The following is a 20,664-nucleotide window of genomic DNA, read 5'->3' as shown; positions in this document are numbered from 1 at the left end:
CTTTCAAACGTATTGTATAGGTATTCTTTAAAGCGCGCGTTTAATACACTATAAATTTAAGTAAAGAGAATCATAATCATTACTTTTTAAAAATAATAATACATACAATGAGAAGCTCAATACGTGAACTTTTCTAGTATTTAGAAATTGATTTCATTATAATAACGGTAAAGAGAGAAAGAAGTGATTTCATGCATAAGTGTAAGCATTGTGGTGCCCCCATCGAACGCTATTCTCGTATATGCCCACATTGTGGTCATTCTCGTTTCGAACCGCCCACACCTCCCCAAAAACCTATAAAACCATTATTTATGTTTCTTGCTTTTTTAATTACTATACTCATTATTGTGACAATTGCCGGTATGGGTTTTCTTGCGATGCGTTTTATGGACGCAGACATCAATTTAGATTTTACATCTCAAAAAGCGACTCAAAATACTGAAAAATCATTACCTTCAACTAAATTACAACATATAAATGTGTTATCTCAGGAATTTAGCGCAAATTATATGAATGTCAGTCGTATAGAAGGGTATCAAGGGTTTAATCATAATCAAACAAAAGATCAAATAGAAAGTCAATTTGGGAAAGCCGACCAAACCTTCAAGCTAGACGGAATGACCCTGCACCAATATGGTGATATCGCAGTGTCATATGACAATCAACGTGTGAATCATGTTTTAATTACACCCCATAACATATCAAATCAAGCTTTCATCGCCGTGCACCATCGCCCAGACGTGGATCATGGATCCTATTGGTATTACGATAAAAATAAACAAAATGGCTATACCATTAAAGTGTATGTAAAAGATGGGCATATCCAAGCGATTGAAAACATTCCACAAATATAAAGAAGACCTGCCACGTTATGCTATAACGTTTCAGGTCTTTTTTTGTTGTTCCACATGAAACAATTTTTTTAATTAGATTTTACTTTTTTACCACGTCGCCACCATCTATAGACAAGATATAAAACAGCTAACGCTAATATGACGATAAATATTTTAGAATATATACCCACATATTGAATAATTTGATGAATATGATCACCTAAAGTCATCCCTAACGTGATTAAGAATATATTCCAAATTGCCGTACCTATTGCGGTAAATAACATAAAATGAAGTAGATTCATGCGCGTTAAACCTGCGGGAATAGAAATAAGCGTTCTTAATATCGGAACTAAACGAGCGAATAAAATCGCCCAGTGGCCGTATTTTTCAAACCACGCAGATGTTTTATCTAAATCCTTGCGTTTAATACGCACATATTTACCATATTTATCAATCCAACGATACAAACGGTCCTCACCAATTAATAAACCAATGTAATATAACACCACTGAACCCGCTGTAGCAGCAACAATCGCAATGAAACATACTACCCAGAAGTTCATATCTGTACGTGTTGTCATATAGCCGGCAAATGTAAGTACAATCTCAGATGGGAAAGGGTGCAAAATATATTCAATAAATATTAATAGAAAAATTCCAAAGTAGCCATAATGGCTCATGACATCAGTAATCCATTGCTCCATGATTTTCACCTGTTTACTATGAGAATATCGTTCATTATAAATTTTACTTACCCATTTTACCATAAATGAATCTTTAGGTTACCTTTTAACATTCCAATATACTTACGAATTTTTTCAATCCATCACTTCTTTAAAAGGTTTATCCAGCTCATAAAATTGTTCGTCATATTCTTCATTCCGATGCTCATACACCGCACGTGGTACAATACTCGTCCGACGTTCTAAGCCATAATTTTCTATATAAATGCCGTTTCGTACTTTCACGTATGGTACGACTTTCGCTTTAAATTTTACCTCGTCGCCAATCATGTTTTGACATCGTTCAAAGTACCGTTCACGTTCATACAACCAGATATGATCTACGTGTATGCCTGATACAGAGACATCTTTCAATAAAATTTTCACATTCCGTTTCCATGGCGCAGCCAAATCTAATTTATTCTTACGGTCGACAGCAGTTATCACACCTGTTACGATTACCTTTCGATTTTTAAACGGTTCTAATTGTTTTCGTTGCATCGGTTCACCACCTTTCGACGCACCCTATTAAATACAAATATACCCTTAATTGTTAGAAAAATACAAAAATTTTCGGTACAGGTGGTTCGAATTTTATCATTTCGCATTTAATTTTAGTTAGGGCAGTCTAACCGAACACTACCCCAAGACATACCGTCAGTCTAAAATACGTGTTTTCCCTAATTGACGCAATCGTACAACATTCATATGATACATACATAGACATATTCAATCCACATTAGAAAGAAGGTATCATCATGTTACTGACTGAATTACAGCTTCAAACGACACGACATGAGTTGCATGCGCATTTTGAAGACGCCACTTTGAGTTTAGAAGCGCTAGCTACTCAATTAGAGACAAGCCCTAAAGAAGCACGCGATATTTTGAATATGAACATGAGCCATATGAATGAAACTTTATTTTATAAACGTTTACAATCACTCATTGAATTGTTAAACAACAATATTACACAAAATGGTGGTACCCCAAAACCGTATACGTATATACATCAAATAAAAATGACTTAAGGATCAATTCCCCTCATTACCTTAGGAAACTCAGAGGTAAAGACATCGCCTTTTGCATTTTTCTATGTATTGGTGTTATAATCTTATTAACAAGGATTCTAATATAGAAGCACCAATCCCCTCACTATGGCCGTAGTGAGGGGATTTTTGGTGTTGGCTAATATCGCCTATTTATGCTTATTGCCACGCATGCGTAGCCAATGCGCAAATAGCGCAACAATACAACCACTGATGATCGTGGTCGTGATGTGAACAAGGATATCTAACATAGAATGCACCTCCTCTCTACGTCAAATTGACGCCTGAGAGATAGGCGACGTTAAAAGTATATCATCTGTAACGTGACATCGCATCCGCTTATTGAACTGTTAAAATATAAAGTTCCATATACTATACACACTTAATTAATTGGCCATTTTTCCATTTTAAATACTTTCCAAATTGTCACAGAAAGGAGCCATGCCAAAATAAACACAATGACTAAGGCATAACCTAACCATCCGATATCCAGCTGTGTTATCCAACCGCCAAAGCCTGTAGACCAATGGCGTTGCTCTCCTATAAGCTGTATGATTTCTAATAGGCCAATAAATAAAGCCGCAATTACCGATATGGAAGTAATCGTAATATTGTAATAAATTTTTCGCATTGGCGTTTCGAAAGCCCAATGATACGCTTCAGTCATTACGATTCCGTCTAACGTATCTAATAAACTCATTCCTGCTGCAAATAAAACCGGTAAAGCAATAATACCGATTAATGGCAATGTCTGTTGTGCTGCACCTGCTGACAACGCTAAAAAGGATACTTCACTTGCTGTGTCAAACCCTAAACCAAATAAAAACCCTAATGGATATACGTGCCAACTTTTGGATATAAATTTAAAAAAAGGTTTGACGAGGTGAATGATTAGTCCTCTAGAATCTAACAACGCATTTAATTGAAACGACGTAATATGTTCACGACGTACTTTTTTAAACAATTGAATGAGCTGAATTAATATGATTAAGTTCATCACACCTATAATAATTAAAAAGACCCCTGACACTAGCGTCCCAATCAAACCACCAGTGTCTTGAAATGTTGGTAAATGTGCTTTTGCCCAATTGACAGCAACACCTAGTAAGATTGCCATTAAAAATACAACCGAAGAATGTCCTAGTGAAAAGTAAAATCCAACACCAGTGGGACTTTCTTTTTGCTCTAATAATTTCCGAACCGTATTATCTATCGCTGCAATGTGGTCAGCATCAAACGCATGTCTTAAACCTAAAGTATAGGCAATAAATCCCATGCCTATTAATACTGGATGTTGCCATCCACTAAAAATTAAACTACTAAAACCAAGGATATGTAATAACAAAACAACACCTAAATAAGGGCCTGCATTTTCAATTTTTCGATTAATTTTCATAAAATCACCATTACTATTTTTGGATAATAAAATGATACACCTTATCCCTTACAAATAAAAGCAAAAGCACAAAAAATATTTTTAAACAAACATAAAAACCCCCGTCCTCTTGACATTTCATTCAAAAGATTAGATTATTAATAGATTTATAGCTACCTTAATAGTAAGAAATGTGCTTAAATGAGTGATAAAGAGAAAAAAAAGAGGTGCAAACATGAGCAACAAAATTTTAATAATTGAAGACGACCTAGATATACAAGCATTGATCCATTTGTCACTCACCTCTCAACACATTGGTGAGGCTGATTGTGCGAGTACGTTTAATGAAGCGCTTAAATATTTGCAATCACATACTTACGATGTGATTTTATTAGATTTAAACTTACATTCTGAAAGTGGTTATGAATTATTAAACGAAGTCGATCAAACACAAACAAAAGTGTTAATCGTAACAGCTAAAGATACAAGCTATGATGTATATCGTGGTTTTGAAGAAGGTGCTGTCGATTATATCAAAAAACCATTCGATCCAATGGAACTTGCTTACCGTGTTAAAATCCATTTAAAACCAAAACGCGATTACATCTATCAATTCAAACATCTCAAAGTGAACTTCCGTACAGCTGAAGTTTGGATTCAAGATGAGCCCGCGAATTTAACAGCACGTGAATATGATTTATTAGAATACTTCATCAGTAATCCAAATCGCATTTTAAGTAAAGAACAATTATATGCACAAGTATGGGGTTATGAAACAGGTGTCGATGACAACACATTAATGGTACATATTCGTACATTACGTAAAAAAGTGGAATTAACACCTAATACACCTGAACTCATTCAAACTGCACGTGGTAAGGGCTATATTTACCGAGGTCAATTGAATGAATAAGCGCTTTATTATTAAATTTGCGAAGTACATGTCGTTATACTTTTTTATAACAACGTTACTGACACTTGTTGGGTTTATATTATTCACATATTTAGCAACAAAGCCGTCACATATTAATAAATTAGACAATATTGAATTGGAGCTTTATCCGCCCTATTCACCTAAACGTGTTGAAGTACCCATGCCTATTTTAGAACTCGCTGAACAAAATAAAGCGGATGTCTTTGTGACAAAACTAAACGGGGACGTTGTGTATCCGCATAATGTCAAAGGAAACATCAAATCACGTTTAATAAAAAACGCATACCAATCACATTCAATTCGGTATAAATATGGTGCAGAACATTATTACTTTGTTTATATTTACCGTAAAGGTGAAAACCCAGTAATAAAAAATGGCAAAGATATTGATGTCCATATGTTACTTGAAAGTATTCGATCTAATGGATTAAATCCATATGAATTCAATATTTCGAATGGAAATTTAACATTTTATGAAAACAGCGGTATTGATCGCACAGATACAACTGTGATTAAGCAATATACAAATACGATATATTTAAGTTGGATTGCAATTATTCTTGCTAACATTATATCGATTTTAATCATTTCGTGGATGATTTCACGTCGAATTTCACAGCCACTCTTCTTCTATTCAAAATGGATTAAAAATTTAAGTGTCGGCCGCTTACATCAACCTGATGCGCGAATTAAAAATCGTGAACATACACGAAAAACTTACCAAGAACTTGACGATGCGATATTTACGTTAAATAAGCAGCTGGTAAAAGATCGCTTTTATCACGATCAAATTCAATATTACAAAACGAAATGGATTTCTCAAATTTCACACGATTTAAAATCACCACTTACATCGATTTACGGCTTTTCTAAGCTTGTTCGTGGTGCAACGGAAATGGATCAGCAACATTTAAAATTGATATCTGAAAAAGCAGACTATATTAGGGAAGTCATTGATAATTTAAGTGCACAATTTAAATACGAAACCGAACAAATGGAATATCATCGCGAAAGTTTTGAAATACAAAGTACAGTTGAACGTGTAAAATCTACAATCGGTTTTGACAAAATTAAAATAGATTTTGATTTCCCACCTGAAACTACGTTTTACGGAAATAAACTCTACTTTGAACGCATGTTATTCAATTTAATTAACAATAGTCTTGATCATAATGCTATCAATCCTGACATCACCATTTCATTTAAATTAGATGCCAAAGATTTATTTATAGACTATAAAGATAATGGTAAAGGGTTACCAAGTTACAAACTTGATGACTTAATTAAAAAATCATATACCTCTAAAAAAGATAAAGGTGAACATGGACTTGGTCTATCAATCATTCGTGATGCCGTAGAATTCCATCAAGGCGAGTTGACACTCGTACCTTCAGATAAAGGGGCACATTTCAAAATTTATCTACCAACATTAACACAAGATCATGAAAATAAATGAAATGTATAAATAATCAAAAACCACCACATACGCATGTGGTGGTTTGATTATGTTAAAACGTAATGATTCAGAAAGATATAACGTATGTAGTTATTCATCATATACTTCTTCCTACAAAAAATAGAAATGATTATCAATACAACAAAAAGTATCCGCGTCAATGGATAACATTGATTAATCGTCCATGCACCTATACATCGAACGACAAGATTAGATTTATCTTTCAAGTTCACGACTCAAAAATGACGTGTTCACTAAAACACGTCACGTCTATGGATGACATTATTATAAAACCCCTGCAAAATATTATTTATTACTTCACTTCTGTAACTACCAATCTCTTCTATTGTTTCTATGAGAATTTCGACGTATAGTTATGCGAACTTTCTCTTTTCTTTGTCATATACATTTGTTATTGTTTTCTATAAATCTTCGTTGACTGTAAGCCATACCAATCCTTTCCAAATCTCACATATCGCACGCTATTGATATACAAGCTAAAGAATCGAATAGTAATACATCATCTTTATACATTCAATACTTTTCAATTATACTTAATTTGATTTTGCAGGATTATCATCTATAATAATATATTATTTTGAATTATTTTAGGTTGTCAAAAACCTTTAAGGCGTACTAAGACCGTTTAAAATGTTGATCATAAAATGAAATGCGATAAGTAAGTTGTCGGTTAACGATATCACATTCAACGATTTCATTAAAAGCTTTAAGATATTTTTTGGATTGAATCCAATTATCGAAAAAATGGGCATCTTTCCACACAGTTACCACTAAATAATGGTCAACCTTGCCAATTGGTTTTAGAAAATAATATGAATGAAAGCCTTCCAAATCCTCCATGCCAGAATCTTTACTTAAACATTCTGTTTCAAATTCATCAGACTTACCAGATAAAATTTTAATATAGTTTAAAACCACATAGCATTTATCTTTAGAATTCCCTACTTTATGCAATGTTTCATAAGCTATCGTTTCGTTGTTTTTATCGATGTACACTGCATCTTCAAATCGAATACGATAATTTTTGTTAATATCTAGTATATGCATAAGCTGCCTCCTTTTCTTTTTCAGTATTCCCACTTTGGAGTGTGACGAAAGCTACATTTAAAAATTTTTATTAATAATATAAAAAACGTCTATATTTTTACTATTATACAAAAGTATTCTTATCGCAATGCTCACCTTCTAAATGAAAAAAGCACTGAACCCTGCCAGTGCTTTTTCCATATCTTTTATAAAATTGGTGAGACAAGTTTGGCGATAGATTGTTTGAACTTCACCCAATTTGAGCGAGATTCGTAGCGCTCTGGCGTCAATTTTTTCGAATCTTCCACATCACGTTCAAAGGCATGGATAAGTTTTTGTGCAATCGCTTTATTATAAATCAAGGCGTTCACCTCAAAATTCAATTGAAAACTACGCTGATCCATATTCGCAGATCCTACTGATGCTACTTCACCATCGATAATCATCATTTTTGAATGGATGAATCCTTTTTCATAAGTATAAACATTTACACCATCGTACATGAGCTGTGCAACCGTCGTTAGTGTTGCCCAGTGCACAAACGGTTGGTCTGGTTTGTTCGGTACGATAAGATGCACATCCACACCAGACTTCGCTGCAATACGCAATGCATTCACAAACCCGATTTCCGGAACAAAATAAGGCGTATGGATGTAAATCGACTTTTTCGCGTTCATGATCATTTTCATATAAGCAAATTCAAGCTGATGCCAATCATTATTCGGACCGCTTAACCCTAGTTGCATGGCAACATGGCCATCTTTACGTGCGTTTTTAGGAAAATAACGTTGATCATAATCCAATTGTCTGTCTTCCTCAACTTGGGAATTCCAATCGTGTATAAAACTTAATTGTAAAGCATCGACACCATCGCCTTGAATGCGTAAATGTGTGTCACGCCAGTAGCCTAACTTTTCATCCAATCCTAAATATTCATCACCTATGTTGAAACCACCGACATACCCGATATCGCCATCGATAATAAGATTTTTACGATGGTTCCGATTATTTACACGGAAGTTAATAAACGGAATAATCTTTGCATGAAAGAAAGCTTCAATAGATACCCCGGCTTCATATAGGCCTTTCATTTTACCTTTACGCAACTGTTTAGACCCTACTGCGTCGTACAACAGTTTTACTTCTAGTCCTTCACGTGCTTTTTCTTTTAAAATCTCAAGTATTTCCGTACCTAACCCATCTAGATTAAGAATGTAAAATTCCATATGAATGTAATGTTTCGCTTCACGCAAATCTTTTTTTACACGATCAAATAGCGCATGTCCATCTGTATAAATATGAACATGATTATTTTCACTTAAAAATGATGCGTCGCGTGTAAGCATCATTTGAACAAGGTCCGCCTGTTTTTCTACTACAGGGTTGCTTGTTTGAAAGGTATGGTTTTCAAATTGTTCTTTTTGATTTTTCACACGTGCACGTGCATCTTCAATTTCACCTGACGATTCTTTACTACTGCTTTTTAATTTCACTGCACGTCCAAAGAATAAGTATAGGAAAAACCCTAGCACTGGCACGACGAATAATAATAACAACCATGCCCACGTAGATGTGGCTTCTCGACGGTCTCTTTCCATAAAAATAATGAAAAATGCTAACACTAAGTTTATGACAAAAAACGAGCCTAGAAACAAGCGGTAAAAAATATTTATGCTTGGATCAAATATCAATTGCATCTCATTCACCTCATCTTCTCTTTATAATGTTTTTATTATACCGAAAAAGTAATGAAGCGTCTTATAAAAACAATATGATGCATAGACGATTTACTTTCACACCTCTACTCCTATATCATCTACGAATGTTTTACTCAAATTAGAAGCATAACTACAGCCTTGATAACGATACAAAGAAAAAGCCCTACACCAGCACAGATGTAGGACTTTTATGGATGGTAATGATCCATGTTTGACTAGATACATCATACCATAGATTTTTAATTCCAATTATTTTCTTAAGCTAATTTTAAAGTTTTTTATAATTTCAGTTAAATTAACAATGGCTTCAAACTCCTTTGATATGTTGATTTAAGTCGTACATCATACTTAGAGGAGTGATAAATAATGAAGTTAATCTTTCGCATGATTATGATGTTGTGTTTGGTTGTAGCGATACCACTCTTTTCTGTTCAAGGTGCATCGCAACAATCTCCCCTTCATATTGCGACGCATAACGTTTATTTGATGCCTCGTGCTTTATATCCAAATTGGGGACAAATGGCACGTGTTAATCTCATTGCTAAAGCCCCTTATATGCAACACAATGAGGTGGTGATACTGAATGAATTATTCGATGAGAAAGCTTCTGCGCAATTAAAGGCAAACCTTCAAGACACATATCCCTATCAAACACCCATTTTAGGTGAAAATCGCTCAGCATGGGATGATGCACATGGGAATATTCCAAATACTAAAATAACAAATGGCGGTGTTGCCATTTTGAGTCGTTATCCAATCATGCAACAAGAGCAACATGTCTATACACAAGGTAGAGGCTCCGATGCAATGGCTAAAAAAGGATTTGTTTATATTAAAATCAATAAAAATGGTCAACCTTATCACATCATTGGCACACATCTTCAGTCTGATAATAGTGAACGTTCCCGTCCTAAAGATGCGGCGGTGAGATCGAGTCAAATGGCTGAAATACAACAGTTCATCCGACAAAAACATATTCCTAAAAATGAAATGGTCATCATTGGTGGAGATATGAATGTCATGAAAGATACAAGTGAATATCACAACATGTTATCTCAATTAAATGTCGCACCACCTTCTTTTTCAGGTCACCCCTATACATGGGATACAGAAAAGAATAGCATTGCGAAGTACAATTATCCTGATTTAAAACCATAATATTTGGATTATATCTTCGTGGAAAAAGCGCATGCGCATCCTGAAAAATGGGATAATACCGTCATCCATTCACAATCTCCCGAATGGTCTGTGACCTCATGGGGCAAGACCTATCGTTATCAAGATTATTCCGACCATTACCCAGTCGTTGCATCTCATTCTCAATAGCGTTACAAAATTTTACTGATTGTTACAATAACAGCATTCACGTAACAATCAGTCTTTTTTTCACACGTAGACATTTTAACTACCGTCATGCCAACATCCACAAGCATTTTAGCTACTCCTAACTAAAAAGTTAACCCCCTCCTGTAAATTACCTATTCACTACTTATTTGCACTTTTTATTTAAGTTCAATTTAAATAAAAAGTTTCATAAAATTGGATAGGTATTTAGACGATTAAATATCAATAATAGCTTATAAATACTGTCATATCAGTATTTTACAACTATCATATACTTGCGCACGTCACTGTAACTTCGCGCTATTTTAGTTACAAAGTATACAAAATATAATCAAGATTGTACAACATGATAAGTTTTAATTATCACAATAGATAATACATTAACATATCCTTAACGATTCAAATCGAATGTATTTTCATAATGTGTGTATTTTTACAAATATACACATTGGTTTTAATTTGTCTATGTGAAAAATCTTTCGTTTTTCTAACTATGCTTGACTATGGGACTGCATCGAGTTAAAGCATTGCTATAAAGTACGCTTTTTTATAAAAAATATATTTAGCGTAATAAACTAAATTAAACTTTTTTGCATTATAAATATAAACAAACTTAAATAAATGTAAATATCATATTTTGTTTTCATATTTGTGATAGCATAGCGAGGTGACAAAATTAAACGAGGTGAAAAAATTGTTTTTGGTAATTTTCTTTACTGCTTTGATTTTAGTTTTGGCCATGAGAGAAATCTATGTCCATAACAAACGCATCAATAGTATTCCTGTTCGAATTAACATCAATGGGATACGTGGTAAATCAACGATTACTCGATTGATTTACGGTATTTTACGTGAAGATCAAATGAAGGTTATCGGTAAAACAACTGGTACAGATGCACGCATGCTTTATTGGTATACAGATGAAGAGTTTCCGGTTGTACGTAAACCTCAAGGACCAAATATAGGGGAACAAAGGGATATTTTGAAAATAGTGAATAAGGAAGGCGCAGAAGCCATCGTCAATGAATGTATGGCTGTAAACCCTGACTATCAAATTATTTTCCAGAAACAACTATTAAAAGCCAATATAGGGGTCATCGTTAACGTAATGGAAGACCATATGGAAACATTAGGTCCTACATTAGACGATGTGGCAGAATCATTTACTGCAACAATTCCATATAATGGAAAACTTGTTGTAATGAAAGATGAATACACAGACTTCTTTAAGAAAGTTGCAGATCAACGTAATACAGAAACAATTGTTGTTGATAAAGATGACATCGATGAAGCGTTATTACGTCGCTTTGATTACATCGTCTTCCCAGACAACGTTGCAATTGCCTTAGGTGTTGCCAAAGCAGTAGGTATTAAAGAAGACAGAATGATTGATGGCATGCTTAACGCCCCACCAGACAGTGGTGCTGTTCGTGTGAAGTACTTCAATAAAAACAATACGCAAAATGTCTTCGTCAACGCGTTTGCCGCAAATGAACCAAAATCAACAAAAGCAATTTTACAAAAAGTTATAGATTATAAATATCCATTCAAAAAGATTGTTATCATTTTAAACTGTCGTGCAGACAGGCTTGATAGAACAAAATTGTTCGCTGAAAATTTCATTACAAATGTAGAATATGACACGCTCATTTGTGTCGGTAAAAGTACACAAGCTGTAACAGAAACAATGAAAAATGAATGTCCAGATAAAAAATATTTAAATTTCGAAGGACGTCCATTTAGTGAAGTCGAACAAGCAATTTTTGAAGAATGTCATGAAGCGTTAATCTTCACTGTCGGAAATATTCACGGTAGTGGTAAACACGTCATCAATTTAATGGAAGGGTTGGATTAATTTTGATAGGTTCAGAGTTATATTTCTCGCTATTCGTAGGTATTGTATTAAGCTTAATCTTTGCCGAAAAATTTGGTATTACCCCTGCTGGACTCGTAGTACCTGGTTATTTAGCACTCATCTTTGATCAGCCAATCATGTTACTTTCAATTTTAGTGATTAGCTGTCTTACATACTTTATCGTTGTACACGGTGTAAGTCGCGTCGCAATTTTATACGGACGCCGTAAATTTGCTGCAATGATTTTAACGGGTATGATACTCAAATTCCTGTTTGATTTGATTTACCCTTTGGCACCTTTTGAAATCGTACAACTTTCAGGTATTGGTATCGTTATTCCTGGAATTATTGCAAACACAATTCAAAAACAAGGTACAATCACTACTTTAGCATCTTGTATGTTATTAACAGGTATCACATATATCATTCTATTTGCTTATAGCTTTATTAAGTAAAAGGGAGCTAGATTATGTCGAAAAAGAACAAATTAAATTTAGAAGAACGGATACTTCGCAATTCGAAAAACCAGAAAAAACATAATTCACTTTTGATGCTTGTCGTTACCGTAATTGCGATTGGCCTACTCGTCTTTTTCATGCTGACTACCAAAACGGAAAGTGTAAAAGTTTTTGGTAAAGAAGATAAAGGACTACATATGACGTATCTAGGCAATATCACATTAAATGAAAACATTCGTCAAAACGATTTGAAAAATATGTTCAGTTCAGTATCTGACATTATTAAAGATAGTGACTATGCTTTAGCAAGTGTAAACGTCAACAACTTTGCGAAAGACCCTAAACGAAACATAGATAAAAACTTAAAAAATATTGGATTCTTAAATCATTTAGGTTTTAGCACCATCAACTTAACGAACAACTCTGTTGATCTTGAACAAATTAAACAAATTACAAGAAAAGCAGATGCCCAACATGGCTATAACTTCACTACAGGTAATGGTTCTAATCCGTTGAACAGTAAAATCACTAAGAAGACAGTTAATGGTAAAAAAGTGGCAAGTGTATCATTCACAGATGTAAGTTCCAAATATATGGACCCACGTAAAGCAACGACATCTATCGCACTTGAACCTAAAATCTTCATGCCTCTCGTTCAAAAACTTAAAAAAGACAATGATGTCGTAATTGTCAATGTCGACTGGGGTATCCCTGACGAACCGAACGTGACAAATCGCCAAAAACAATATGGTCATGCTTTAGTAGATGCTGGCGCAGATGTTGTTGTTGGTCATAATACTGTTGTTCAAGAAATCGAAAAATATAAAGGTTCAAGCATTTTTTACAGCTTAGGTAATGTAACATCCGATAAATTCTTATCAGAAAACAAAAAAGGTATCGCTGTTCAACATACCATTCATGGTGATCAGAGCAAGTTTCAAATCACACCTATTCGCACCACAGGAGACCAAGTCACTCAAGACAATATGAACGCTATAGAAAAGCAAAAATTCTTTAATCGTATTTCAAGCCCATCAATTAAATTAAAAGAAGCCAATGGAGGTTACACATATGAGAACTAAAAATTACATTCTGTATGGTGTTATCGTATTGCTCATTTGCGGGATATTCTTCTTAATCATCAACAGTAATGCAAATGACACTTTAGATAAATATGAGAAACATGATTTAAGACAAGAAAAACATGTATCTTTAGAACAACCGAAAGAAGATTCAACTGAAAACAAACATCATGGTGTACACGTATCTTTAAAAAATGACACATCAAAACAATCAGCGCATACGTCACAAAATAACCAACAGGTTGCCTTAGACGGAGGTCAATCCCATGAGTATTTACAATAAAAAATTACTCGGTGTTATTTTAATTATTATGGTCATCGCATCTGTAGGGTTTTATTACCTCAACCGTGATGAACAAGTCGATAAAGACCAGTTATATGAAAACAAACTCGCATCTCAAGCTACAAATGATAATGCTACAAAATCTTACGGTATCTCTACAAATAATGAAATTGCACGACAAGTTGGTAACAAAATTATCAAAGACGGCGGTAACGCTGCCGATGCCGCATACGGTGTTGCTTATACGTTAGCAGTGACAGAGCCCTTTGCAGCTGGCCTTGGTGGTGAAGGAACAACCCTCTCCTACTCTGGTAAAAAAGGTGAAAAACCAATCGTCTATGATTACAACGCTGTATCATCACACCAATATAAAAATGGTGATAAAATCGGGGTACCTGGCTTTGTAAGCGGTATGTCGCATATGCATGCGAAAGAAGGAAAAATGAGCGAGAAAGATATTCTTAATTATGTTATTCCCCTCGCTGAAGACGGTTTCCAAGTCAATACGGATTTAGAAAAAATGTTACTTAAATACAGTGCCATTGTAGATAAAAAATCACCCTTCGTTAAAGATGGCAAAGTTGTAAAAGCAGGTGACGTTGTTAAGCAACCGAACTTAGCAAATACGTTAAAACATATACGTGATAACGGTGCGGATGGCTTTTATAAAGATCTCGGCCCTAAAATCGCTGAACAAACACGTGGCAACTTAGATGCACAAGACTTCAAAGACTTTAAAACAAAAGAGAAAAAACCAATTTCTACAGAATATTTAGGCAACCAAGTGTACACATCACCGAATCCAACTGGTGGTATTTTCACATTACAATCACTGAAAATCGATCAAATGATCAACGGTGAGTTAGGTGAAGACACACCTCAGTCTTATGTGGATGGTACAGTAAAAGCACGTAATGTAAATTATAAAAATCGTTACATTGTGAATGACGAAAAACCAATCGATCAACAAAAACTCAACGATGCATACCTTTCAAATCATGCAGAAGAATATAAAGATCTTAAAAATAAATTTGATTTACAAGGTGAAGCAAATACTGCTGGTTCCCATTTCGTTGTAATTGACAAAGATGGTAAGATGATGAGCTCAACAAATACATTGAATAACTTCTTTGGTAACGGTCAATATACAGAACAAGGTTTCTTCTTGAATAACGCGCTTGATCGCTTTTCTAAGACGCCTTCAAGTGATAATAAAGGAGGACCTAATAAAACACCACGTTCTTACATCTCACCAATGATTGTTGTTGGTGAAAATTATCACTTCGGTACAGGTACACCTGGTGGGAATAAAGTCCCAACGTTACTTCAGCAAACCATGTCACAATATTTACGTGACAAAGGATCATTGCAACAAATTATTGAAAAACCACGTTTCTATAACGATGGTGATGCCATTTATTATGAAAATGGTATGAAAGATGACGCTATAGAAGAGTTCAAAAAATTAGGGTATAAACCACATAACAGCTCAGATAATCCAAACTACGGTAGTGTCCAAGGTGCAGCCTACTTCAATAAAGATAAAAAAGTTGAAACAGGACATGACGTAGAAGTCAGATAACCCTAAAAGGCGACGCTCATTTGAGTGTCGCCTTTTTTAATTTCAGCTAAAGTTATGAACGCGGTTTACATTTCAACTTTTGAATAAATGAAATACTCGCACATATGATTATCGTCACAACAAGTAATATCATAATGATGCCTGAATTCCCTGTAAATTCGAAACCAACTTCCCATCTATCAGGCGTCACATGAATATAAAATTTGATTATAAGAAGTATGAGTAGCAATAAACTAGCAATAATACCTATCATATCAACGATACGACTTGTCCATGAATACTTTGTGTTGTTCATACTCGTCAGCCCTCTTTTTTAATAATATTATAGCATATAAATTTTATTTTTAATTGCATCTTCAAATAGCTTTTACAATTTTGTAACACATTCATATTATTGATAATTGTGACGATCCTACTCAGGAACTAAATCGCGATTATTCCAAACAAGCATACTACCCTAGGCCAAACTTTCTAGGTAAAAAAAGGAGTGGAACGCTCATGTTAGTGTTCCACTCCTTTTTATTATTTCTTTTTTAAGCGCCTTGCAATAAAAGCGGTATACAGGATACCAGCTATAATACCAATCCCCATTATTATCAGTAATAACACTCTATGCGGCGGTGTATACATCAATTCGATGTGTTCTTGTCCTTTTTTAACAGGAATCACCGTCTGCATGCCATTCCCCTTTTTAACGTCCACAGATTGTCCATCTGCTGTTGCTTCTAATCCATCAACATAAGGTGTGGGTACGACAAGGTAACCAGCGTCACGTTTATTTTTAATAAATGCATAGCCGTCTTTCGTTTCTTTAACCTTTACCTTTTGAACTTCTTTCGCTGCTGATTTCAGTGTTTCGTAGTTTTCACCATATACGCCTTTAAGGTGGTAACGGTATGTGCCTTTTGAAAGTTTTAGTCGTAACGTCTCATCGGCTTTCACACGAAAAGTAATCGGTGTAACCGCACGGCGATACGTATAATTTAAAGAACTGCGACTTTGTTTATATTCGTTCAGTTTTACTTGATGAGCTTTATCTTTCGGTTTGACCATTTCTAAATCCATTTCGACATAAACGTCTTTATTATCTTCAGCAACTGTTTTTGGAACTTTAAGTTCTAACCCCCCCTCATCTTTTTTCACTTTTAAGAAATGGTTTCCCTCTTTAAAATCAGCATCTTTCGTATTAATTTCAATCAGACTTGCGTAATTGGTACTTTCTTGAATTTGACTGTTGGCTTTCGTGCCATCATTTAAGACGATTCCTTGTAACATCGCATGTTCACGGTCTATAGGTGATTTTAAATCTTTAGGGTCAAACACTTTATTTGTAATGTGCGTACTTGGATAATGAATGGTGTCTTTTGAATATTGATATTTATTATCCTTCCCATCAACTATTTTTTCTGGTTCAAACCCATATGGAAGGTTATCATCTTTAGGATTTTTAAAGCGATCTTTCGCATCCCATAACGCCATTAAATTCGCACGATTACCTAATAAACGATGCGTACTGTTTTTATCAATCGGCTGCGCAATTTGCATTGTTTTATCATAATAATCAAGGACATCGCCATTAAACAAACTTGAATAAATCGATAAACCATTATAGCCATAAATCAATGGCGAATTGAGTGCTGATAAAGATAAATATTCAATACGAGAAAATGGATTTCCTTTTTGTTGAATTTGATCGAATTCTTTCTGAAGTGCATCACTGTGATATTTATCTTCAGTCATTGACGCGATAGGACGTTCATAAATTGTCATATGAGATTGATGATAATCGACAATCATCATTACTTGTTGAATGAATACGAGTCCAATCCAGACGTAATACATTGCTGGATGAGCAAGCCATTGACGTTGCCATAATATAACACCCATCACGATGAAGATTAATAGTGTCACCCACATCCAGTTCATTGTGGCATCATATTGTGTATACATCAGCGCCATCACGATTACAGTCGGTATGGCCGTTATCATGAATTGTTTAAGATGTACTTCTGAAAAATAGCGTATAAATAATGCGATAAGCACACTAGAAGATAAACATAAAATATAAATCCAACGTCGTGATGGTAATGAAAAACCATTAAAAAAACTATCAAAATATGGTGTGAGTGAACCTACTAGTAAGATCCACGTTAATATCGCAAATAAACGATAATAATAGTATTTGTATAGATTCACCGCAAATAATGCGATAAATGTCAGTGTTGAAATCGTAATGTAAAAGCCATTAGAGAAAATATGATATTTTTCTGTAAAATCTATAAATAACGTCAAATTAAGATGCGGGTTAATTTCTCTATTATTTTCCATAACCGCGGATACACCTGTAAAAAATCCTGGAAGACTGATTAACAAACTTATGAAGGCAGCAATCGCCAGCATCCATAGTTTTTGAACACGTGAGACCACATCATTAGAATGTGGTACAATGACACGGTACAGAAAATAGAATCCTAAAATAATCATTTCATAGTACGCAAAATAGAAATTCGCAAACAATGTTAATGCAATAGCGATGATGAACAAGCCTATTTTACGCGCTCTGAAAAAACGTTCCATTGCCCATATTGACAATGGCAATAAAATTAACACTTCGCCATAAAATGACCATGTAAAATTAAAGTATATCGTTACGACAGATACGGTATACATGATAGTCGCTAAAATTGCAAATTGACGACGTTCAGGCTGTAAATAACGAAAACAATAGTAACTCACGATGGTTGTTAATAATACACGAATATATGAAATAATGACCTGATTTTTGGCCCAAAACGTCATATCATGTGTTGGCAAATGAAATATCATATCTAAGATGCGAATAATAAAGAAATAGATAATCATCAGTGGGCTTGTTGCATAATAGTATGATAGCCCTTTTGTATAATCGCCACCTAAGCCGAAATCTGTATCATAAAAACTTTTAAACTCTGTATAGTGTTCGTACAAATATTTTTGAAAAGGCATTAATTGACTAAACCCATCCCCTTTTCCGGCAAATGCAATACCATTGACAAAAGTATTGTAGAAAAATGGGATAAATACTAATGTTGTAAGCAAAATACTAAACAAAAATATGTATATAAACCGTTTTGAAAGTTGTTGAAAATGTCGAATTATTCTCGACCTCCTTCTCTATCTTTTAAAGTATGATTTTCAACATAGCAACGATACTATAAAATCAGCATACATGCACTCAAAATCCATCTTTTTAATAATATTTTTAAAACGTCATCTTTTTGATAAGAAACTGAAATTTCTGTAGAATTTTTGTAGGAATTTTGCAATTTTGATGACATCACAAAAGACGAAACGCTCCATAGCGCTTCGCCTTTTTTGTAAAAATTGTCATTATAGGTTGGTTATGATTTTAACGCTTCAGCGACACCATCTGTGAAACGTTCCATCGTATTCGTCCAATTCGCCGCATATATACGTGATACACGACTAGAGTCCCCATTTTTAAAGAAATTATGAATCGTTGAATTAGATACTTCTAGTTGCACGCCTGCTTGTCGTTTGTTCATGTTGGTAATATTTTTAATACCTTCACCTGCAATATTGCCGTTTGCTTCCTTAACGATAAAACCTTTGTGTGTAAGACTATCCATGATTTTGTGTTTAAGCGCGGTATCACGTCCACCGATATACACATCAGCACCCTCGCGTCCTGTTTTATGAATTGTCACTGTGCGCTCAGATTGCCCTATCATTTCACGTGCTTTAGGTTCATCATAGTTAATTGATGTCACGTGTAATTCAGAATTATTTTGAGGTCTAATACCTTGGAACGTATAAAAGCCAGCATTTGCTTTTTTTGCTATACTTCCAGCTATTTCAGTAGTACCTGGTTCGATACCACCTCCATGAGGCGCGACGATTACGGTTGGGTTGTGCTCATCTTTAGTAAAAATTTTCCAATCGACACCTTCTTTTGTAGCTTTCATCAATTGTGTCATTGATCCATAATGATCATTCGCATTACTTGATTTAGAGAAAAATGTTAAATACAGCATATTCGTTATTAGTACACCCGCAATCAGTAAAATAGAAATAATAATTTTTTTCACAATACTTCACCCCACTTTTTAAAATAAATACTTTGGCATATTGCATATTTTACAAACTATTTTGTGACGTTCTTAAAAGTCGTTGTCTTATATGTATATACAAAAAACAAATCATTAATCATAAATCGTTGAATTTAGTAATTAATTTAACAATTAAAACATCAACAAAATAATGTTAAGCCGTGCATGCGCAGACACTTACATCAATGACATAAAATTGTAATTCCACCCCATTGATATGACTATTATTTGGAAAGTTAGTCATGCCCAAACTTTAGCTATCCGCATCATTTCAAGCATTTACACTTTAATGGGAGATTTCATATCCCTGTCCCTTAAATCAATTATATAGAATGTCCCTTCAAAAGTTATGTGAGAATAGTGATGACTTTTACATTTTTTCAAAAGAACTTTGTACAGTAGAAGTCTAATAGCGATTATACGGGAAAATGATTCACTTGTGAAATAAAATATATTTCAAATATATAATTTCTTCTATAAAAATATTTATATTCATCACTATCTTTGAACTTCATCCATCGATATGTTAGTATAATTTATATACTAAAGAAGAAAGGTGATAGTGTATGAATTTTACAAGTAAATGTGTTGCAGTTGGTGCATTAGCTATAGGGGTCGCGTCATTTGCGAGCGGTACTTCCGATGCAGCTGGACTTAGTCAGAAAGAATACAACGATCTCGCTTCTTCTCTCGACTATGATATTCATACAGTGAATGCGCAATCATCAACAGCACAAGAAACGCCTTATAAAGGGTTAAGCCAAGAGGAATATCAAAATTTAGCGACACAATATAGTTAAATTAAAAAAACAGC

General features: G+C 34.3%; 21 protein-coding genes. 12 read left to right on the top strand and 9 right to left on the bottom strand.

What is annotated here, in order from left to right:
* Positions 1 to 191 precede the first annotated feature (191 nt).
* A complete protein-coding gene (locus SHYC_RS01550) occupies positions 192 to 854 on the top strand; it encodes a TFIIB-type zinc ribbon-containing protein (RefSeq protein WP_039643886.1) in 663 nt (220 codons plus the stop codon).
* A gap of 68 nt (positions 855 to 922) precedes the next feature.
* Here SHYC_RS01550 and SHYC_RS01545 read toward each other — a convergent pair whose 3' ends face one another.
* Both SHYC_RS01545 and SHYC_RS01540 read right to left on the bottom strand, forming a co-directional pair.
* Positions 923 to 1,540, bottom strand: coding sequence for a DedA family protein (locus SHYC_RS01545; protein ID WP_039643884.1), 618 nt, complete (start codon positions 1,538 to 1,540; stop codon positions 923 to 925).
* 114 nt (positions 1,541 to 1,654) lie between these two features.
* Positions 1,655 to 2,059 (bottom strand): hypothetical protein, encoded by a 405-nt coding sequence (locus SHYC_RS01540; protein ID WP_039643882.1) that lies wholly within the window; start codon positions 2,057 to 2,059, stop codon positions 1,655 to 1,657.
* Positions 2,060 to 2,316: 257 nt separating this feature from the next.
* Here SHYC_RS01540 and SHYC_RS01535 point away from each other — a divergent pair, with 257 nt between their 5' ends.
* Entirely contained in the window at positions 2,317 to 2,589 is a 273-nt protein-coding gene (locus SHYC_RS01535) for a DUF2316 family protein (protein ID WP_039643880.1), read from the top strand.
* A gap of 167 nt (positions 2,590 to 2,756) precedes the next feature.
* On the opposite strand, the gene SHYC_RS12095 is transcribed toward SHYC_RS01535, so the two are convergent.
* Complete coding sequence (locus SHYC_RS12095) at positions 2,757 to 2,858, bottom strand: type I toxin-antitoxin system Fst family toxin (protein WP_107633361.1); 102 nt, start codon at positions 2,856 to 2,858, stop codon at positions 2,757 to 2,759.
* Between the two features lie 131 nt (positions 2,859 to 2,989).
* Positions 2,990 to 4,003: a HoxN/HupN/NixA family nickel/cobalt transporter gene (locus SHYC_RS01530; RefSeq protein ID WP_039643878.1), complete on the bottom strand. Its 1,014-nt coding sequence runs from the start codon at positions 4,001 to 4,003 to the stop codon at positions 2,990 to 2,992.
* Between the two features lie 214 nt (positions 4,004 to 4,217).
* On the opposite strand from SHYC_RS01530, the gene SHYC_RS01525 reads away from it, so the two are divergent.
* Together SHYC_RS01525 and SHYC_RS01520 are read left to right on the top strand one after the other, a co-directional pair.
* Positions 4,218 to 4,895: a response regulator transcription factor gene (locus SHYC_RS01525; RefSeq protein WP_039643877.1), complete on the top strand. Its 678-nt coding sequence runs from the start codon at positions 4,218 to 4,220 to the stop codon at positions 4,893 to 4,895.
* A gap of 28 nt (positions 4,896 to 4,923) precedes the next feature.
* Positions 4,924 to 6,372 carry a sensor histidine kinase gene (locus tag SHYC_RS01520; RefSeq protein WP_158484621.1) on the top strand — a complete coding sequence of 483 codons (1,449 nt, stop codon included), beginning with the start codon at positions 4,924 to 4,926 and terminating at the stop codon, positions 6,370 to 6,372.
* A 636-nt stretch (positions 6,373 to 7,008) separates the two neighbouring features.
* Here the strand turns inward: SHYC_RS01520 and SHYC_RS01515 are convergent.
* Both SHYC_RS01515 and cls read right to left on the bottom strand, forming a co-directional pair.
* Positions 7,009 to 7,440, bottom strand: coding sequence for an antibiotic biosynthesis monooxygenase family protein (locus SHYC_RS01515; protein ID WP_039643873.1), 432 nt, complete (start codon positions 7,438 to 7,440; stop codon positions 7,009 to 7,011).
* Positions 7,441 to 7,625: 185 nt separating this feature from the next.
* Positions 7,626 to 9,116 (bottom strand): cardiolipin synthase, encoded by a 1,491-nt coding sequence (cls, locus tag SHYC_RS01510; RefSeq protein ID WP_039643871.1) that lies wholly within the window; start codon positions 9,114 to 9,116, stop codon positions 7,626 to 7,628.
* 387 nt (positions 9,117 to 9,503) lie between these two features.
* Between cls and sph the strand changes: the two genes are divergently transcribed.
* The 7 genes from sph to SHYC_RS01480 all read left to right on the top strand — a co-directional run bounded on the left by sph (position 9,504) and on the right by SHYC_RS01480 (position 15,741).
* The gene (sph, locus tag SHYC_RS01505; protein ID WP_111725035.1) at positions 9,504 to 10,295 is read left to right on the top strand and encodes a sphingomyelin phosphodiesterase; all 792 of its coding nucleotides are present in this window, start codon (positions 9,504 to 9,506) and stop codon (positions 10,293 to 10,295) included.
* Positions 10,296 to 10,298: 3 nt separating this feature from the next.
* Positions 10,299 to 10,463 carry a hypothetical protein gene (locus SHYC_RS12240; protein WP_158484619.1) on the top strand — a complete coding sequence of 55 codons (165 nt, stop codon included), beginning with the start codon at positions 10,299 to 10,301 and terminating at the stop codon, positions 10,461 to 10,463.
* A gap of 712 nt (positions 10,464 to 11,175) precedes the next feature.
* Positions 11,176 to 12,336 (top strand): poly-gamma-glutamate synthase PgsB, encoded by a 1,161-nt coding sequence (gene pgsB / locus SHYC_RS01500; RefSeq protein WP_039643870.1) that lies wholly within the window; start codon positions 11,176 to 11,178, stop codon positions 12,334 to 12,336.
* 2 nt (positions 12,337 to 12,338) lie between these two features.
* A complete protein-coding gene (gene pgsC, locus SHYC_RS01495) occupies positions 12,339 to 12,791 on the top strand; it encodes a poly-gamma-glutamate biosynthesis protein PgsC (protein ID WP_039643868.1) in 453 nt (150 codons plus the stop codon).
* 14 nt (positions 12,792 to 12,805) lie between these two features.
* Entirely contained in the window at positions 12,806 to 13,876 is a 1,071-nt protein-coding gene (locus SHYC_RS01490; RefSeq protein ID WP_039643866.1) for a CapA family protein, read from the top strand.
* Positions 13,866 to 14,159 (top strand): hypothetical protein, encoded by a 294-nt coding sequence (locus SHYC_RS01485; protein ID WP_039643864.1) that lies wholly within the window; start codon positions 13,866 to 13,868, stop codon positions 14,157 to 14,159. Before SHYC_RS01490 ends, SHYC_RS01485 begins: the two co-directional genes overlap by 11 nt.
* Positions 14,143 to 15,741: a gamma-glutamyltransferase gene (locus SHYC_RS01480; RefSeq protein ID WP_039643862.1), complete on the top strand. Its 1,599-nt coding sequence runs from the start codon at positions 14,143 to 14,145 to the stop codon at positions 15,739 to 15,741. Before SHYC_RS01485 ends, SHYC_RS01480 begins: the two co-directional genes overlap by 17 nt.
* A gap of 52 nt (positions 15,742 to 15,793) precedes the next feature.
* Here the strand turns inward: SHYC_RS01480 and SHYC_RS01475 are convergent, their stop codons facing one another.
* The 3 genes from SHYC_RS01475 to SHYC_RS01465 form a co-directional block, all read right to left on the bottom strand.
* Positions 15,794 to 16,036, bottom strand: coding sequence for a hypothetical protein (locus SHYC_RS01475; protein ID WP_039643861.1), 243 nt, complete (start codon positions 16,034 to 16,036; stop codon positions 15,794 to 15,796).
* 227 nt (positions 16,037 to 16,263) lie between these two features.
* Positions 16,264 to 18,819: a YfhO family protein gene (locus SHYC_RS01470; protein ID WP_231912796.1), complete on the bottom strand. Its 2,556-nt coding sequence runs from the start codon at positions 18,817 to 18,819 to the stop codon at positions 16,264 to 16,266.
* 302 nt (positions 18,820 to 19,121) lie between these two features.
* Positions 19,122 to 19,829, bottom strand: a complete 708-nt coding sequence (locus tag SHYC_RS01465; protein WP_052257784.1) for a poly-gamma-glutamate hydrolase family protein — start codon at positions 19,827 to 19,829, stop codon at positions 19,122 to 19,124.
* A 587-nt stretch (positions 19,830 to 20,416) separates the two neighbouring features.
* On the opposite strand from SHYC_RS01465, the gene SHYC_RS01460 reads away from it, so the two are divergent.
* A complete protein-coding gene (locus tag SHYC_RS01460; RefSeq protein ID WP_039643855.1) occupies positions 20,417 to 20,650 on the top strand; it encodes a hypothetical protein in 234 nt (77 codons plus the stop codon).
* The last annotated feature ends 14 nt before the right edge of the window (positions 20,651 to 20,664 follow it).

Source organism: Staphylococcus hyicus (assembly GCF_000816085.1).
Taxonomy (GTDB): Bacteria; Bacillota; Bacilli; order Staphylococcales; family Staphylococcaceae; genus Staphylococcus; species Staphylococcus hyicus.
Note: the sequence above shows the minus strand (reverse complement) of the source record. Positions and strands in the feature narration are given on the sequence as shown.

What these genes read in the sequence shown, in the direction of transcription:
- SHYC_RS01525 (WP_039643877.1), top strand. Translation starts at nt 4,218, where the DNA reads ATGAGCAACAAAATTTTAATAATTGAAGACGACCTAGATATACAAGCA.
- SHYC_RS01530 (WP_039643878.1), bottom strand. Translation starts at nt 4,003, where the DNA reads ATGAAAATTAATCGAAAAATTGAAAATGCAGGCCCTTATTTAGGTGTT.
- SHYC_RS01460 (WP_039643855.1), top strand. Translation starts at nt 20,417, where the DNA reads ATGAATTTTACAAGTAAATGTGTTGCAGTTGGTGCATTAGCTATAGGG.
- SHYC_RS01535 (WP_039643880.1), top strand. Translation starts at nt 2,317, where the DNA reads ATGTTACTGACTGAATTACAGCTTCAAACGACACGACATGAGTTGCAT.
- sph (WP_111725035.1), top strand. Translation starts at nt 9,504, where the DNA reads ATGAAGTTAATCTTTCGCATGATTATGATGTTGTGTTTGGTTGTAGCG.
- SHYC_RS01490 (WP_039643866.1), top strand. Translation starts at nt 12,806, where the DNA reads ATGTCGAAAAAGAACAAATTAAATTTAGAAGAACGGATACTTCGCAAT.
- SHYC_RS01545 (WP_039643884.1), bottom strand. Translation starts at nt 1,540, where the DNA reads ATGGAGCAATGGATTACTGATGTCATGAGCCATTATGGCTACTTTGGA.
- SHYC_RS01540 (WP_039643882.1), bottom strand. Translation starts at nt 2,059, where the DNA reads ATGCAACGAAAACAATTAGAACCGTTTAAAAATCGAAAGGTAATCGTA.
- SHYC_RS01485 (WP_039643864.1), top strand. Translation starts at nt 13,866, where the DNA reads ATGAGAACTAAAAATTACATTCTGTATGGTGTTATCGTATTGCTCATT.
- SHYC_RS01515 (WP_039643873.1), bottom strand. Translation starts at nt 7,440, where the DNA reads ATGCATATACTAGATATTAACAAAAATTATCGTATTCGATTTGAAGAT.
- SHYC_RS01520 (WP_158484621.1), top strand. Translation starts at nt 4,924, where the DNA reads ATGTCGTTATACTTTTTTATAACAACGTTACTGACACTTGTTGGGTTT.
- SHYC_RS01475 (WP_039643861.1), bottom strand. Translation starts at nt 16,036, where the DNA reads ATGAACAACACAAAGTATTCATGGACAAGTCGTATCGTTGATATGATA.
- SHYC_RS01550 (WP_039643886.1), top strand. Translation starts at nt 192, where the DNA reads ATGCATAAGTGTAAGCATTGTGGTGCCCCCATCGAACGCTATTCTCGT.
- SHYC_RS01480 (WP_039643862.1), top strand. Translation starts at nt 14,143, where the DNA reads ATGAGTATTTACAATAAAAAATTACTCGGTGTTATTTTAATTATTATG.
- SHYC_RS12095 (WP_107633361.1), bottom strand. Translation starts at nt 2,858, where the DNA reads ATGTTAGATATCCTTGTTCACATCACGACCACGATCATCAGTGGTTGT.
- cls (WP_039643871.1), bottom strand. Translation starts at nt 9,116, where the DNA reads ATGCAATTGATATTTGATCCAAGCATAAATATTTTTTACCGCTTGTTT.